This is a genomic window from Pseudomonas sp. NFR02, from assembly GCF_900119375.1.
Lineage (GTDB): Bacteria > Pseudomonadota > Gammaproteobacteria > Pseudomonadales > Pseudomonadaceae > Aquipseudomonas > Aquipseudomonas paracarnis.
In genome coordinates, this window is record NZ_FPJJ01000005.1 from 131537 (window position 1) to 147992 (window position 16456).

14 protein-coding genes are annotated in these 16456 nt (G+C 60.2%); 10 read left to right on the forward strand and 4 right to left on the reverse strand.

Annotated features, from left to right (window positions below; all coding sequences use genetic code 11):
* The first annotated feature begins 1 nt into the window (after nucleotide 1).
* The 7 genes from ispG to BT199_RS16650 all read left to right on the forward strand — a co-directional run bounded on the left by ispG (nucleotide 2) and on the right by BT199_RS16650 (nucleotide 7922).
* Nucleotides 2-1111, forward strand: a complete 1110-nt coding sequence (gene ispG, locus BT199_RS16620) for a flavodoxin-dependent (E)-4-hydroxy-3-methylbut-2-enyl-diphosphate synthase (protein ID WP_003175952.1) — start codon at nucleotides 2-4, stop codon at nucleotides 1109-1111.
* A gap of 23 nt (nucleotides 1112-1134) precedes the next feature.
* Nucleotides 1135-2424: a histidine--tRNA ligase gene (hisS, locus tag BT199_RS16625; RefSeq protein ID WP_019817223.1), complete on the forward strand. Its 1290-nt coding sequence runs from the start codon at nucleotides 1135-1137 to the stop codon at nucleotides 2422-2424.
* 41 nt (nucleotides 2425-2465) lie between these two features.
* A complete protein-coding gene (locus tag BT199_RS16630; RefSeq protein ID WP_014719816.1) occupies nucleotides 2466-3107 on the forward strand; it encodes a YfgM family protein in 642 nt (213 codons plus the stop codon).
* Nucleotides 3100-4251, forward strand: coding sequence for an outer membrane protein assembly factor BamB (bamB, locus tag BT199_RS16635; RefSeq protein WP_014719815.1), 1152 nt, complete (start codon nucleotides 3100-3102; stop codon nucleotides 4249-4251). The genes BT199_RS16630 and bamB overlap by 8 nt, the downstream gene beginning before the upstream one ends.
* A gap of 139 nt (nucleotides 4252-4390) precedes the next feature.
* Complete coding sequence (der, locus tag BT199_RS16640; RefSeq protein ID WP_005791167.1) at nucleotides 4391-5860, forward strand: ribosome biogenesis GTPase Der; 1470 nt, start codon at nucleotides 4391-4393, stop codon at nucleotides 5858-5860.
* A gap of 134 nt (nucleotides 5861-5994) precedes the next feature.
* The gene (locus BT199_RS16645) at nucleotides 5995-7143 is read left to right on the forward strand and encodes a pyridoxal phosphate-dependent aminotransferase (RefSeq protein ID WP_072435057.1); all 1149 of its coding nucleotides are present in this window, start codon (nucleotides 5995-5997) and stop codon (nucleotides 7141-7143) included.
* Entirely contained in the window at nucleotides 7131-7922 is a 792-nt protein-coding gene (locus tag BT199_RS16650; protein ID WP_014719813.1) for an amidohydrolase, read from the forward strand. Before BT199_RS16645 ends, BT199_RS16650 begins: the two co-directional genes overlap by 13 nt.
* A 167-nt stretch (nucleotides 7923-8089) precedes the next feature.
* Here the strand turns inward: BT199_RS16650 and leuA are convergent, their stop codons facing one another.
* The 4 genes from leuA to BT199_RS16675 form a co-directional block, all read right to left on the reverse strand.
* Complete coding sequence (gene leuA / locus BT199_RS16655; protein WP_057703912.1) at nucleotides 8090-9769, reverse strand: 2-isopropylmalate synthase; 1680 nt, start codon at nucleotides 9767-9769, stop codon at nucleotides 8090-8092.
* Nucleotides 9770-10194: 425 nt separating this feature from the next.
* A complete protein-coding gene (locus BT199_RS16665) occupies nucleotides 10195-11016 on the reverse strand; it encodes a M23 family metallopeptidase (protein WP_072435059.1) in 822 nt (273 codons plus the stop codon).
* Between the two features lie 3 nt (nucleotides 11017-11019).
* Nucleotides 11020-12399, reverse strand: coding sequence for an exodeoxyribonuclease VII large subunit (gene xseA / locus BT199_RS16670; protein WP_014719810.1), 1380 nt, complete (start codon nucleotides 12397-12399; stop codon nucleotides 11020-11022).
* Between the two features lie 10 nt (nucleotides 12400-12409).
* On the reverse strand, nucleotides 12410-13300 hold the full coding sequence (locus BT199_RS16675) for a LysR family transcriptional regulator (RefSeq protein ID WP_072435060.1): 891 nt from the start codon (nucleotides 13298-13300) through the stop codon (nucleotides 12410-12412).
* A 99-nt stretch (nucleotides 13301-13399) separates the two neighbouring features.
* On the opposite strand from BT199_RS16675, the gene BT199_RS16680 reads away from it, so the two are divergent.
* The 3 genes from BT199_RS16680 (at nucleotide 13400) to guaB (ending at nucleotide 16427) form a co-directional block, all read left to right on the forward strand.
* The gene (locus BT199_RS16680) at nucleotides 13400-14167 is read left to right on the forward strand and encodes a sulfite exporter TauE/SafE family protein (protein ID WP_038451424.1); all 768 of its coding nucleotides are present in this window, start codon (nucleotides 13400-13402) and stop codon (nucleotides 14165-14167) included.
* Between the two features lie 137 nt (nucleotides 14168-14304).
* Nucleotides 14305-14853 (forward strand): hypothetical protein, encoded by a 549-nt coding sequence (locus tag BT199_RS16685; RefSeq protein WP_005791157.1) that lies wholly within the window; start codon nucleotides 14305-14307, stop codon nucleotides 14851-14853.
* A gap of 104 nt (nucleotides 14854-14957) precedes the next feature.
* A complete protein-coding gene (gene guaB, locus BT199_RS16690) occupies nucleotides 14958-16427 on the forward strand; it encodes an IMP dehydrogenase (RefSeq protein ID WP_003193998.1) in 1470 nt (489 codons plus the stop codon).
* Nucleotides 16428-16456 lie beyond the last annotated feature (29 nt).

Here is a 16456-nt window from a genome sequence, read left to right on the forward strand (position 1 = left end):
CATGCACGGCGAATCTCCAATCAAACGTCGCGTATCTCGCAAGATATGGGTCGGCTCGGTGCCGGTGGGTGGCGATGCCCCTATCGCAGTGCAGAGCATGACCAACAGCGACACCAACGATGTAGCGGCCACCGTGGCCCAGATCAACCGTCTGGAAGCGGCCGGTGTGGACATCGTGCGAGTTTCCGTACCAGACATGGACGCAGCCGAGGCCTTTGGTCGTATCAAGCAGTTGGTCAAGGTACCGCTGGTTGCCGACATTCACTTCGACTACAAGATCGCGTTGCGCGTGGCCGAACTGGGTGTGGACTGTCTGCGTATCAACCCCGGCAACATCGGGCGTGAAGACCGCGTGCGTGCTGTGGTGGACGCTGCCCGTGATCGCGGTATTCCGATCCGCATCGGCGTCAACGCCGGCTCTCTGGAAAAAGACCTGCAAAAGAAATACGGCGAGCCCACTCCGGCGGCGCTGGTCGAGTCGGCCCTGCGCCACGTTGAACACCTTGAACGTCTGAATTTCCAGGACTTCAAGGTCAGCGTAAAAGCTTCCGACGTGTTTATGGCGGTAGAAGCCTATCGCCTGCTGGCCAAGGAAATCGTGCAACCGTTGCACCTGGGTATCACCGAAGCGGGCGGTTTGCGCTCAGGCACAGTGAAATCTGCGGTGGGTCTCGGTATGCTGCTCGCCGAAGGGATTGGCGATACTATCCGCATCTCCCTGGCGGCAGACCCCGTTGAGGAAGTGAAGGTCGGTTACGACATTCTAAAATCCCTGCGTTTGCGTTCCCGTGGTATCAACTTCATTGCCTGCCCGAGCTGCTCGCGGCAGAACTTCGACGTGGTGAAAACCATGAACGACCTGGAGTTGCGCCTCGAAGACCTGCTGGTGCCGCTGGATGTCGCAGTGATTGGTTGTGTGGTCAATGGGCCGGGCGAGGCCAAAGAGGCTCATGTGGGCCTGACCGGTGGTACACCAAACCTGATTTACATCGACGGCAAGCCGTCGCAGAAGCTAACGAATGACAATCTGGTGGACGAGCTGGAAAAGCTGATCCGCGAGAAAGCGGCCGAGAAGGTCGCCGCTGACGCAGCGCTGATCGCTCGCGGCTGATTGAACGAATTTAAGGATCTGATGTGAGCAAGTCTCTGCAAGCCATTCGTGGCATGAACGACATCCTGCCGGAGCAGACGCCACTGTGGCGCTACTTCGAGAGCACTGTCGCGCGCCTGCTGGATAACTACGGTTACAAGCAGATCCGTATGCCGATCGTCGAGTTCACCGAGCTGTTCAAACGCTCCATCGGTGAAGTGACCGACATCGTCGAAAAAGAGATGTACACCTTCGAAGACCGCAACGGCGACTCCCTGACCCTGCGTCCGGAAGGCACGGCCGCGTGCGTGCGTGCCGTACTGGAACATGGCATCACCGGTGGTGGCCAGACCCAGAAGCTCTGGTACATCGGCCCGATGTTCCGCCACGAGCGCCCGCAGAAAGGCCGTTACCGCCAGTTCCACCAGATCGGTTGCGAAGTTTTCAACCTGGACGGCCCGGACATCGACGCCGAGCTGATCGTGCTGACCTGGCGCCTATGGGGCCAACTGGGCATCCGCGATGCGGTCAAGCTTGAACTCAACAGCCTGGGCACCAGCGAGTCCCGGGGTCGCTATCGCGAAGCCCTGGTCGAGTACCTGTCGGCCCACCTGGACAAGCTGGACGAAGACAGCCAACGCCGTCTGAAGACCAACCCGTTGCGCGTGCTGGATACCAAGAACGCCGACACCCAGGCCGTGCTGGTCGATGCGCCGAAAATGGCTGATTACCTGGACGACGAGTCCCGCGTGCATTTCGAGGGCCTCAAGGCTCGTCTGGATGCAGCCGGTATTCCCTACGTGATCAACCCCAAGCTGGTGCGTGGCCTCGACTACTACAGCAAGACCGTGTTCGAGTGGGTCACCGACAAGCTCGGCGCCCAGGGCACCGTGTGTGCCGGTGGTCGCTACGACGGCCTGGTCGAGCAAATGGGCGGCAAGCCGACCCCGGGCGTAGGCTTTGCCATGGGCATCGAGCGGCTGATCCTGCTGCTGGAAACTCTGGAGCAGGTTCCGGAAGAGATTTCCCGTCAGGTGGACGTGTACCTGTGCGCTTTCGGCGAGGCTGCCGAACTGGCGGCTCTGGCCTTGAGCGAAAAAGTACGTGACCAGTTGCCCAACCTGCGCCTGCAGATCAATGCCGGCGCTGGTAGCTTCAAGAGCCAGTTCAAGAAGGCCGACAAGAGCGGTGCGCTTTACGCACTGATCCTCGGCGATGACGAGCTGGCCCAGCAAGTGATAGGTTTCAAACCCCTGCGTGGCCAGGGTGAACAACAGAACATTGCCTTTGATGCGCTCGCTGCGCACTTGGCCACCTGCATCGTGCAGGGTTGAAGCTGTCGAACAGCCGAATTTAGCGATTAAGGAGTATTGGGGTGTCGAGTACTGATGATGAGCAACTGGCCGAGTTCAAGGACTGGTGGCAGCGTAACGGCAAGCCCCTGGTCACAGGCGGCCTGCTGGCGCTAGTGGTGGTGTTCGGCTGGCAAGCCTGGACCAAGTATCAGGCCAACCAGTCCCAAGGTGCCTCGATCGTTTATCAGCAACTGCTGGAAACTACCCTGACCCCGGACGGCAAGCCTGACCCTGCGCAGGTGGCGGATCTGGCCGGCAAGCTGAAGAACGAATTCGGCGGTAGCACCTACGCCCAGTACGGCAGCCTGTTCGTCGCGAAAGTCGCGGTCGATACCGGCAAGCTGGATGACGCCGTCACCGAGCTGAAGGCCATTGCCGACAAGCCGACCAACCCGACCCTGGGTGAAATCGCACGTCAGCGCCTGGCACAGGTATTGGCGGCACAGAACAAGGCTGACGAAGCACTCAAACTGCTCGACGGCGATGCTGACAAGGCATTCGTGGCAACTCGCGAAGAGCTCAAGGGCGACCTGTTGGTCCAATTGGGTCGTACCGACGAAGCCCATGCTGCGTACCAAAAAGCCAAGGCGGCGCTGTCTGATGAAGCGGCGGTCGGTGGCTTACAAATCAAGCTCGACGACTTGGCCAAAGGGGATGCGTGACGTGATCCGTTGGAAACATGCAGCATTGCTGGCTCTGGCCGTTTTGGCCGCGGGTTGCAGCAGCAACAGCAAAAAAGAACTGCCTCCTGCCGAGCTGACCAGCTTCAAGGAAGAAGTGGTCCTGCAAAAACAATGGAGCCAATCCATTGGTGATGGGCAGGGCGACCTCTACAACCTGTTGCAGCCGGCGATTGACGGCGACAACATCGTGGCTACTGATTCCACTGGTGTCGTGGTTGCCATGGATCGCATGAGCGGCGACGTCAAGTGGAAGAAAGACCTCGAACTGCCGGTTTCCGGCGGTGTGGGCGTCGGCTACGGCATGGTGCTGATCGGTACCCTCAAGGGTGACGTGGTCGCGCTGGACTCCAGCACCGGTGAAGAGAAATGGCGCGCTCGCGTGACCAGTGAAGTGCTCTCGGCACCGGCGACCAACGGCGATATCGTCGTGGTGCAAACCCAGGATGACCGCGTGATCGGCCTGGATGCCTCCACCGGCGACCAACGCTGGTTGTACGACAGCACCCCAGCGGTATTGACCCTGCGCGGTACCAGTGGTCCGATTGTGACCAACAACCTGGCCGTTGCTGGCCTGTCGACCGGTAAAGTGGTTGCCCTGAATACCCAGAACGGCGTGCCGGCCTGGGAAACCCGTGTGGCCATCCCGCAAGGTCGTTCCGAACTGGATCGCGTGGTCGACATCGACGGCGGCTTGCTGCTGTCGGGTGAAACCCTCTACGTCGCCACCTACCAGGGTCGTGTTGCCGCGTTGGACCTGCAAAGCGGTCGCATCAACTGGCAGCGTGATGCTTCCAGCTATGCGGGTGTCGCCCAAGGGTTTGGCAGCGTCTATGTGAGCCTGGCATCCGGCACCGTTGAAAGTGTGGATGAGCGTTCCACCACTGCACTGTGGAGCAATGACTCCCTGGCTCGCCGTCAATTGTCGGCACCGGAAGTCTTTTCCAGCTACGTCGCGGTGGGTGACTTCGAAGGCTACCTGCACCTGCTGAGCCAGGTGGACGGTCGTTTTGTCGGTCGCCAGCGTATCGACAGCGACGGCCTGCGTGCGCGTCCGCTGGTGGTGGGTAACATGCTTTATGTGTATGGCAACGGCGGCAAGCTGGAAGCCCTGACCATCAAGTAAAGGTTTGACTATGCTTGGGGTAACCCCCAGGCGGCCCTGCTTCGGCGGGGCATGCGGCATCTGACGATGCTGCCCCGAGCACCAGCCGCTGCCCTGCAGCGGCTTTTGTATTTTCTGAAATAACGAAGTGGAGAGCCGCATGGTTCCCGTAATCGCCCTGGTGGGCCGACCTAACGTCGGCAAGTCCACCCTGTTCAACCGCCTGACCAGGACTCGCGACGCCATTGTCGGCGACTTGTCCGGTCTGACCCGTGATCGCCAATACGGTGAGGCAAAGTGGCAAGGGCGCTCCTACATTATTGTCGACACCGGTGGTATCTCCGGTGACGAGCATGGCATGGACGAAAAAATGGCCGAGCAGTCACTGCTGGCCATTGAAGAAGCCGATGTCGTGTTGTTCCTGGTGGACGCCCGCGCGGGCTATACCGCTGCCGACCAGATGATTGGCGAGCACCTGCGCAAGCGCAACAAGCGCTCCTATCTGGTCGCCAACAAGATCGACAACATCGATCCTGAGGCCGCCCGTGCCGAATTCAGTCCGATGGGCCTGGGCGATGCGATCCCGGTCGCCGGTGCCCACGGTCGCGGCATCACCCAGATGCTGGAAATCGCCCTGCGCGACTTTCCCAAGGATGACGTCGAGGAAGAAGAGGGCGAGGAAGAGATCGTCGCTGAAGGTGAGGAAGCCAAGCGCATTCCTGGCCCGAGCGAAAAAGACGGTATCAAGATCGCTATCATCGGCCGCCCGAACGTCGGCAAGTCGACCCTGGTCAACCGTATGCTCGGTGAAGACCGCGTTATCGTCTACGACCAACCCGGCACCACGCGCGACAGTATTTACATCCCGTTTGAGCGTAACGACGAGAAGTACACGCTGATCGACACCGCCGGTGTGCGCAAGCGCGGCAAGATCCACGAAGAAGTTGAAAAGTTCTCCGTGGTCAAAACCCTGCAAGCGATCAAAGACGCCAACGTGGTGATCTTCGTAATGGACGCCCGCGAAGGCGTGGTGGACCACGACCTCAACTTGCTGGGCTTTGCCCTGGAAGCCGGTCGGGCCCTGGTAATCGCGATCAACAAGTGGGACGGCATGACGCCGAGCGAGCGCGATTTCGTCAAGATCGAGCTGCAGCGTCGGTTGTTCTTCGTTGAGTTCGCCGATATCCACTTTATCTCGGCACTGCACGGCACCGGCGTGGGCAACCTCTACGCGTCCGTACAGAACTCGTTCAAGTCCGCGGTTACCCGCTGGCCGACCAACCGCCTGACCCAGATCCTGGAAGACGCGGTGGGCGAGCACGCGCCGCCGATGGTCAACAACCGCCGGATCAAACTGCGTTACGCCCACTTGGGTGGTGCCAACCCGCCGATTATCGTGATCCACGGTAACCAGATCGAGAAGGTGCCCAAGTCCTACGTGCGTTACCTGGAAAACACTTACCGCCGTGTCTTGAAACTGGTCGGTACGCCGATCCGTATCGAGTTCAAGGGTGGCGAGAACCCATACGAAGGCAACAAGAACACACTGACCGACCGTCAGGTGAACAAGAAGCGTCGTTTGATGACTCACCACAAGAAAGCCGACAAGAAGCGCCGTGACAAGAAATAACGGCAGCTTTGCGTTGTAAGCGACACGCTGCAAGAGAGGGCTCCTTTGGAGCTCTTTTTTATGCGCGACCGTTTGTGCCTTGACCCGAGGCAGTGGGCAGCTTAAAACTTGGGGTTCACCTGCAGGGGCTTCCGATGATCACCAGCAAGCTGCCGAATGTCGGCACGACCATTTTCACCACCATGTCGCAACTCGCCGCTGAAACCGGCGCGCTCAACCTGTCCCAGGGCTTCCCCGATTTCAATGGCCCGCAACGTTTACTCGATGCCGTGGGCAAGCATATCGCCCTCGGCCATAACCAATACGCACCGATGACCGGCCTGCCCGTGTTGCGTCAGCAAGTGGCGGCCAAGATCGCCCGCAGTTATGGCGTCACAGTGGATGTCGACAGCGAAGTGACCATCACCCCAGGCGCCACCGAGGCGATCTTTTGCGCGATCCAGGCGGTCATCCGCAACGGCGATGAAGTCATCGTGTTCGACCCCAGCTACGACAGCTACGAGCCGTCGGTCGAGCTGGCCGGTGGTCGCTGCGTGCATGTGCAATTGAGCCTGCAAGGCTTCGCCCTCGACTTTGACAAGATCAGGGCCGCGCTCTCACCGCGCACGCGCATGATCATCATCAACTCGCCACATAACCCCACCGGCGCGCTGATCAGCCGCGCCGAGCTGGACCAGTTGGCCGAACTGATCCGCGACCGTGATATTTATCTGGTCAGCGATGAGGTCTACGAACACCTGGTATTCGACGGTGTGCCCCACGTCAGCATATTGGCCCATCAGGAACTGTATCAGCGCGCCTTTGTGGTCAGCTCCTTCGGCAAGACCTATCACGTGACCGGCTGGAAAACCGGTTACGTGGTCGCGCCGCCGGCCCTGACAGCTGAACTGCGCAAGGTGCATCAATATGTCAACTTTTGCGGCGTCACCCCTTTGCAGTACGCTTTGGCAGACTTCATGGCCGAACATCCGGAGCATGTCGACGAACTGCCGGCTTTTTACCAGGCCAAACGTGACCTGTTCTGCGACCTGCTGGCGCCATCGCGCTTGAGCTTTACCCGGGTGACCGGCACTTACTTCCAACTGGTGGATTACTCGCAGATTCGCCCAGACCTGGATGACGTCGCCATGTCCCTGTGGATGACCCGCGAACATGGCGTGGCGACCATTCCGGTTTCGGTGTTCTACCAGCACCCACCCCAAGGCCAGCGCCTGGTGCGCCTGTGCTTTGCCAAACGCGAGGAGACGTTGCGACAAGCGGCGGAAAAACTATGCGCGATCTGAGTGCACTGCCCAATCTGAACATTGCCCTGGTGCAGACGAGCCTGGCCTGGCATGACCGCCAGGCCAACTTTGAACACTTCGAGTTGCTGCTGGAGCAGGCCAAAGGCGCCGACTTGATTGTGCTGCCAGAGATGTTCACCACCGGTTTTTCCATGGAATCAGAAGCCCTCGCCGAGCCGGAAAGCGGCCCCACCCATCATTGGCTCCAAGCCCAAGCGGCAAAGTATCAGGCCGTGATTACCGGCAGTGTGATCATCCAGGCCGCCGATGGCAGCCACCGCAACCGTCTGCTGTGGGCGCGGCCGGATGGTGAGGTCTTGCATTACGACAAGCGCCACCTGTTCCGCATGGCCGGTGAACATGACCATTACACCCCCGGCGAGCGCCAGGTGCAGTTCGAGTTGAAGGGTTGGCGCATTCGCCCGCTGATCTGCTATGACTTGCGCTTCCCGGTGTGGAGCCGCGACGCCCAGGATACGGACCTGCTGCTGTACACGGCCAACTGGCCGGGCGCTCGGCGTCAGCATTGGAATCGGCTATTGCCGGCACGGGCCATTGAGAACCTGTGTTACGTGGCGGCGGTGAACCGGGTGGGCACCGACGGCAAGGGGTTTGCCTACACCGGCGATAGCCAGGTGTTGGATTTCCAGGGTGAGACTTTGCTGAGTGCAGGGGAGGCGGATGGGGTGTTCCAGGTGATCCTGGATGCGGCGGAGCTGGCGGCTTACCGTACACGATTCCCGGCGAATCTAGATGCCGATAGCTTTCAGTTTGTCTGAGGCTCTGAGATTGTTCCCACGCTCTGCGTGGGAACGCCTCTTGGGACGCTCTGCGTACCGCTTCTAAGGGCGGACGCAGAGCGTCCAGGGCTGCATTCCCACGCAGAGCGTGGGAACGATCAGGCCCCGGGATTCTCACCCAGGGGCCTTTTGCATTACGGCAATGCTTACGCCGCTTTGGCTTCCAACTGGCTCAACGAGCGGTTCAGCGCACTGAACAGCGCCTTGAAGCTGGCGGTAGTGATGTTTTCATCGATCCCCACCCCATGCACCGGGCGTTCGCCGTTCACGCGCAGTTCAATGTAAGCCGCCGCCTTGGCATTGGTACCCGCACCAATCGCATGCTCGTTGTAGTCCATGATTTCAACGCCAATCGGCAAGCCGGCCACCAAGGCTTCCAGCGCGCCGTTGCCTTTGCCTTTCCAGTGCAGGTTGGTTTCGCCCTGGCCTTTGCCGGAGACTTCCACCTCGACAAAGCTGTTGCCGTTCTCTTCCTGCAGGCGGTGGCTGACCAGCGCGTACGGCGTGTTGGCTTGCAAGTACTCACGCTGCAGCAAGGCGTAGATCTGTGGCGCGGTCATCTCCAGGCCCACGCGATCGGTTTCGGCCTGTACCACCTGGCTGAACTCGATCTGCATGCGACGGGGCAAACTGATGTCGTATTCCTGCTCCAGCAAGTAGGCGATGCCGCCCTTGCCTGACTGGCTGTTCACACGGATCACGGCCTCGTAGCTGCGGCCAATATCGGCCGGGTCGATCGGCAAGTACGGCACTTCCCACAACGCATCGTCTTTCTGCTGGGAGAAGCCCTTGCGGATCGCATCCTGGTGCGAGCCGGAGAACGCGGTATGCACCAGGTCGCCGACATACGGGTGACGTGGGTGCACCTGGATCTGGTTGCATTCCTCGACCACTTTGCGCACGCCGTCAATGTCCGAGAAGTCCAACTGCGGGTCCAGGCCCTGGGTGTACATGTTCAGCGCCACGGTGACCAAATCGACGTTCCCGGTGCGCTCGCCGTTGCCAAAAAGGCAGCCTTCCACACGATCAGCGCCGGCCATCAGGCCCAACTCGGTGGCCGCCACGCCAGTGCCACGGTCGTTGTGGGTGTGCAGGCTGATGATCACGCTGTCACGACGGTTGATATGGCGACCGAACCACTCGATCTGGTCGGCATAGATGTTAGGGGTGGCGCATTCAACCGTGGCGGGCAGGTTGAGGATCATCTTGTGCTCAGGCGTGGGGTTCCACACCTCGATCACCGCGTCGCAGACTTCCTTGGCGAACTCAAGCTCAGTGGCGCTGAAGGTCTCTGGGGAATATTCGAAGGTCCACTGGGTTTCCGGCTGCTGGGCGGCGTATTTGACGAACAGCTTGGCGGCGTTGACCGCGATGGCCTTGATGCCGTCCTTGTCCTGGTTGAACACGATGCGGCGGAACGACGGCGAGGTGGCATTGTACAAGTGCACAATGGCTTTCTTCGCGCCGCGCAGAGATTCGAAGGTGCGTGCGATCAAGTCTTCACGACCCTGGGTCAGCACTTGGATGGTGGTGTCCTCGGGGATGTGGTTGTCTTCGATCAGGGTGCGCACGAAGTCGAAGTCGGTTTGCGACGCGGCAGGGAACGAGGCTTCGATTTCCTTTACGCCAACGGCCACCAGGGTCTTCCAGAAGCGCAGCTTTTTCGCCGCGTCCATCGGCTCGATCAGCGACTGGTTGCCATCACGCAGGTCGGAGCTGCACCAGATCGGCGCTTGGGTGATGGTCTTCGACGGCCAGGTACGGTCCGGGATGTCGATGGTCGGGAACGCGCGGTATTTCGAAGACGGGTCTTTGAGCATGCTCATCGGAAAATCCTTGGTTGTAGGGGCCGAAAAAAGGCGGCCTGCCGTAGAACTGTTATTGGGGATAAAACTTTAGGACGAGGCAGATCGATTCAGCCTGGCAGTCGTGCGCTGACAAGGCACAGGCTGCGGTGCTGGCGGAGCTGAATGAGGGTGTGAGAGGTTTTCATAAGCTCAACCCTAACCGCCGGGGTGAAAGATGGCAAGCAGTCGAGAAAAATTGAGATAAGTTCTTTTGCTGTCTCGAAAATCGAGATTTTATTGCCGTAATTTCGAGTGGTGTGTGTTTTTGTTGCTGTGGGTTTGGCAGGTGCGCAATTGAGGCGACGGCTTGCACCATCGCAGGAAAGCCAGCTCCCACACTGGGCAGCCTTCCAATGTAGGAGCCGGGCTTGCCCGCGATGAGGCCCGTAGTTTCACATTTGATATCAGGGTTGGAACGCGCCGATAAAGATCGCTGGATCTACACGTGCATCGTTCAGGCTGACGTTCCAGTGCATGTGCGGGCCAGTCGCCCGGCCAGTCGCACCCACCTTGCCCACCACCGCGCCGCGCACCAGTTGCTGGCCCACCTTCACGTCGATTTTGGACATATGGCAGAACATGCTGATAAAACCCTGGCCATGGTCGACGAACACCGTGTTGCCATTGAAGAAGTAATTGCCCACCAGAATGACCTTGCCGTTGGCGGGCGTCTTGATCGGCGTACCGGCCGGCACGGCGAAGTCCAGGCCCGAGTGCGGGTTGCGCTCTTCGCCGTTGAAGAAGCGTCGCACGCCGAACTTGCTCGACAGCGGCCCGCTCACCGGTTTATCCAGCACCAGGTTGCTCGGCAGGTTCGGGCTGAAACTGCGGTAAGCCTTGAGCTGCACAGCCAGTTCGCCTTCGATGCGCTTGAGCTGGGCCAGGTCAGGGTTGACCTGGCTCTTGTTCTTCAAAGTGATGCGCTGTTCCGGATACTTCTTGTAGCCGACGATAAACGGCAGGTTGCGCCCACCGCTGCTGATGCGCTCGTTGCCGGGCTTGACCGTCAACGGGATGCCGACAATGGCCAGCCAGTTGTCCTGCTCCTTGACCACCAGCACCGGCTTGCCCTGGTAAGTGGCTTTCGGCGCCGTGGCCGAAGGGCCCAGCTCGACGACGGCCACGCCGCCAGGCACCGGTTTGTTCAGGGTTCGCGTGATGTAGCTGTCGGCGTGGGCATTAAACGTGAGGCACAACAGCATCAACAGGCTCAGTAGGCGTGGCATCGATCAATCCAATAATGAAAGGGTGACGGGTGTCAGGTGGTTGTCTTCCACCCGCACTTGCAATTGGCCTTCACCCAGGCGCGCGGTGAGGCGCTGGCCGGTGTGGGTTTGCGCGGCATTGCGAATCGCCTGGCCGCGCTCGTCCAACAGGATGCTGTAGCCGCGGCCCAGGGTCGCCAGCGGGCTGACCACCTGCAATGTCTGCACTTGGCTCTGCAGTTGCAGACGCCGAGCCTTGAGACCTTCGCGCATGGCGCGGGGCAGGCGTTCGGCGAGGCTGTCCAGGCGCTGGCGCAAGAGTGCCAGTTGACGGCCCGGGTGCTGGCCGGCGAGGCGGGTCTCCAGGCGGATCAAGCGCTCGCGACGGGTATTGAGGCTGCGCTCAAAGGCACGGCGCAAGCGCATGTCCAGGTCATCCAGACGCTGGGCCTGCTGGCGCAAGCGCTCGCCCGGATGACGCAGGCGCCGGGCCATGCCTTCCAGGCGCAGGCGGCTGTGGCTCAGGCGGTTGCGCATCAGCATCACCAGGCGGCGCTGCAGGTTTTCTACCTGGCGTACCAGATGGCTGGCGTCGGGAGCCAACAACTCGGCGGCGGCGGAGGGAGTAGGGGCGCGGACGTCCGCCACGAAGTCGCTGATGGACACATCGGTTTCATGACCAACGGCGCTGACGATAGGGGTAACACAGGCATCAACTGCACGGGCCACCGCCTCTTCGTTGAAGCACCACAAGTCTTCAAGGGAGCCACCGCCACGGGCCAGGATCAGCGCGTCGAAACCACGAGCGTCGGCGAGTTTCAGCGCCCGCACGATCTGCGGGATTGCTTCGCGGCCTTGCACGGCGGTAGGGATCAGGGTCAGTTCAATGTTCGGCGCGCGGCGGCGGAACACGCTGATAATGTCGCGAATCACCGCGCCGGTGGGCGAGCTGATAATGCCGATGCGCCGAGGATGCACCGGCAGCGCCACCTTGCGTTCGGCACTGAACAGGCCTTCGGCGCTCAGCTTTTCCTTCAGTGCATCAAAGGCCAGGCGCAGCGCACCGTCACCGGCTGGCTCCACGGTATCGAGGATCAGTTGGTAATCACCACGGCCCTCGAACAACGAGACCTTGCCGCGCACCTTCACCGCCAGCCCGTCCCTCAACGCCTGGCGTACGCGTGCAGCGTTGTTGCGAAACAGCGCACAACGCACTTGGGCCCCGCTGTCCTTGAGCGTGAAATACACATGGCCGGAGGCTGGGCGAGCGAGGTTGGAGATCTCGCCTTCCACCCAGATATTGGTGAACACGTCTTCCAACAACACCCGCGCACGGCCGTTGAGCTGGCTGACAGTCAGGACTTCGCGGTCCAGGCCCAAACGGGCAAAAGGATCTTTAATCATGGGCGGCAGTTTATAGGCATTCGTGCAGGGTTTGACAGAATTGCTCCACCAGCGGGCTCTGCACTTGCGCGCAGGCCAGGGCCACGGTGCTGTGGCAGTCCGGGTCGGCCAGGGGTAAAAAGTGCAGGTTGGCGGGGGCGATTTCCTGCATGGATTTTGGTAACAAGGCAATACCGAAACCGGCCTGGATCAATTGCAACTGCGTGGTCTTGCGCGACATCACCCGTGCGGACTTGGGGAAAAAACCTGCACGCATGCACAATTCGGCCGACAGATAACTCAGCCCGCCGCGTTGGGGATGGGGGATCGAGATAAACGCTTGGTCCTTTAGCTGTGCCAACTCCACCGGCGCGTCGCTGCGTGCCAACGGATGATTCGGCGGCACCGCCAGCACCAACGGCTCCGTGTACAACGGCAGCACACGCACGCCGTCGCGCTGGCGCAGTACGGGCAAGCGTAGCAGGCCGACGTCCAGGCGACCCTCGGCGATATCCTCCAACTGAGCTTCGGAGGAGAGCTTGGCAATATCCACCGACACGCCCGGACAGCGCTCTAGCCAGTTGCTGATGCCGTGCAATAACGCGCCGCTCATCGGCACGGTGCTCGAGTGACTCAGGCGCAGCGTGCCAAGCTGGCCATTGCCTACGAGGGTCGCCACTTCGCTGGCCTTGAGCAACTCACTCAACAAATTGCGCGCCCGTGGGTAGAACGCTTCACCGGCCGCTGTGAGCCGCGGTTGGCGTGCGGTGCGTTCGAACAATGGGGTTTGAAGTTGATTTTCCAGTTCCTTGATCTGCCGGCTCAAGGCCGACTGCGCCACAAACAGGCGTTCGGCCGCGGCACTGAAGCTGCCGCTCTCGGCGATTTCGACGAAGTAACGCAGTTGCCGCGTGGAGATCACGAGTCATGCCTTTTTGAGATGAGTGGCTGGCTTTGAAGATATTAGTCGCAACAGTAGACAATGGCTAAAGTGAAGGCCATGTCCAACAAGGAATAACCCATGAGCCTGGTTGAGTTGATGAGTCAGTGGTCGTTCGGGGCTGTGGATTGGCTGGTGATCGGCCTGGGTGTGGTGCTGGCCTATGTGGTGTTTGGCATTGCCGGGTTCGGGACGGCCTTGGTCGCCGGGCCAATCCTGATTCTATTCATGCCGCTGTCGAAGATCATCCCGTTGCTGGTGCTGCTGGATTTTGTCGCGGCGTTTGGCGGCCTGCTGCAAGCGCGGCACGATGTGAACAAGCCGGAACTGTTGCGGTTGCTGCCCTGCATGGCCATCGGCTGCAGCCTGGGCGTGGGGTTTTTGCTCAACTTGCATTCGGACTTGTTGCTGTTGTTGATGGGGCTGTTTATCAGTGCCTACGCGATTTACAGCCTGGCGGTGAAAGCACGGCCGACTCAATTGGCGGCGGGCTGGTCGATTCCCATGGGCACTGTGGGTGGCCTGTTTGGTGCGCTATTTGGTAGTGGCGGCTTTTTATATGCGATTTACCTTAACAGCCGTTTACCCAAAGACGAGGCGCGGGCCACGCAAAGCGCGCTGATCAGTTGCAGCACGGTCGTGCGTTTGAGTTTGTTCCTGATTGCCGGGGTGTATGCAGATTTGCCGTTATTGATGTTGGCGGTTTGTCTGTTGCCGGCGATGGCCCTGGGGCTGTGGTGTGGGCGCAGGCTGACGATGCGGCTGTCCCGGGAGGCGTTCGTGCGGTTGGTGACCTGGTTGGTATTGGCCAGTGGTATTGCGTTGATCGGGCGGTATGTGAGTACTTGACCTGATTTTTTCAGGGATTAAGCTGCCGTCCTCCCGGGCGTCATCGCGGGCAAGCCCGGCTCCCACATTGGAATGCGATCAACTGTGGGAGCCGGGCTTGCCCGCGATGGCGCCAATAGCCACACCGCAGGCCTCCCATGAACTCCCAAAGCATCCTTGTCCCGAAAATCTCCACCTTGCCCGTCCACGAACCCCGCGCCCGGGCGATTGTGCGCTGGCTGGTGCGCAAGAACATCATCAAGGAAGAACTCACCACTTGCGGGCGTACCGGCAACCGCATGGGCTACGCCCTGGCCGATGGCGCCCGCGCCGTGGTGCTGCACCCCGAGGCGCTGCCGTTCAACGAGCCGGTCAATGGCCTGGAGATCATCTACAAGCGTTGCATCTATACCCCGGCCAAGGGGTTTCTTGAAGAAGCCGGTTGCCCGGAATGCCTGAAGGAAGTTGGTGAGGCGCTGTTCGAAAGCCTGGAAGACTGGATGCCTGGCCACACCGACAACTTCACCTGCCCGCTGTGTGGGCATGAAGATGACATCAACGGTTTTCTGTTCCTGCAGGAATGCGGGTTTTCCAACCTGGGGTTCATCTTCAACAACTGGGCGGAGGCGGGGTTCAAGCAGAGCTTTATCGACGAATTTGCTGATTGGTTGGACCAGAAAATGAGCTGGGTCAAAGTCGAGCTTTAATCCATCTATCAGTATTACCAAGTTTGTCAGAGTTTTACATTGAGCCGGGCAGGGTGCATGTATATAATGGCGCGCTTCCATTTTCCCGCTCGGGAGCCCCCGCGATGCTGCGTATCAGCCAAGAAGCTCTGACATTCGACGACATTCTCCTAGTGCCCGGTTATTCCGAGGTGCTTCCTAACGAAGTCAGTCTCAAGACCCGCCTAACCCGTGGCATCGAGCTGAATATTCCCCTGGTTTCCGCTGCCATGGACACCGTCACCGAAGCCCGTCTGGCCATTGCCATGGCTCAGGAAGGCGGCATCGGCATCATCCACAAGAACATGACCATCGAGCAGCAAGCTGCCGAAGTGCGCAAGGTCAAGCGTTACGAAGCCGGCGTGGTGAAAGATCCGATCACCATCGAAGCTGACGCCACCGTGCGTGACCTGTTCGAACTCACGCGTATGCACAACATCTCCGGCGTCCCGGTGCTGCACGATGGCGACCTGGTCGGCATCGTCACTTCCCGTGACGTGCGTTTCGAGAACCGCCTTGAAGTCACCGTCCGTGAAGTGATGACGCCTAAAGAGCGCCTCGTCACCGTCAAGGAAGGCGCCGACAAGAACGATGTGCGCGAACTGCTGCACAAGCACCGCATCGAGCGCGTGCTGATCGTCGACGACAAATTCGCCCTCAAAGGCATGATGACCGTCAACGACATCGAAAAAGCCAAGGCTTACCCGCTGGCCAGCAAGGATGACCAAGGTCGTCTGCGTGTTGGCGCTGCCGTCGGTACCGGTAAAGACACTGGTGATCGGGTCTCGGCCCTGGTCGCCGCCGGTGTTGACGTGGTAGTGGTCGACACCGCCCACGGCCACTCCAAAGGCGTGATTGACCGCGTGCGTTGGGTCAAGCAGAACTTCCCTGACGTGCAGGTGATCGGCGGCAACATCGCCACCGGCGCTGCCGCCAAGGCCCTGGCCGAAGCTGGCGCCGATGCAGTCAAGGTCGGTATCGGCCCAGGCTCCATCTGCACCACGCGTATCGTCGCCGGTGTGGGCGTGCCGCAGATCAGCGCCATCGCCAACGTCGCCGCTGCCCTTGAAGGCACTGGCGTACCCTTGATCGCCGACGGTGGCATCCGTTTCTCCGGTGACCTGTCCAAGGCCATCGTCGCCGGTGCCTCCTGCGTGATGATGGGCTCGATGTTCGCCGGTACCGAAGAAGCGCCGGGCGAGATCGAACTGTTCCAGGGCCGTTCGTACAAGGCTTACCGTGGCATGGGTTCGCTGGGCGCCATGTCCCAGGCGCAAGGCTCTTCCGACCGTTATTTCCAGGACTCTTCGGCAGGCGCCGAGAAGCTCGTACCGGAAGGCATCGAAGGCCGTGTGCCGTACAAAGGCACCCTGAGCGCGATCATCCATCAACTGATGGGCGGCCTGCGTTCCTCGATGGGCTACACCGGCAGTGCCAACATCGAAGAAATGCGCACCAAGCCAGAGTTCGTGCGGATCACCGGCGCCGGCATGGCTGAATCCCATGTCCACGACGTGCAGATCACCAAGGAAGCGCCAAACTACCGTGTAGGTTGAGCCTTCCAGCAAAATGTTAAGTAACCGGG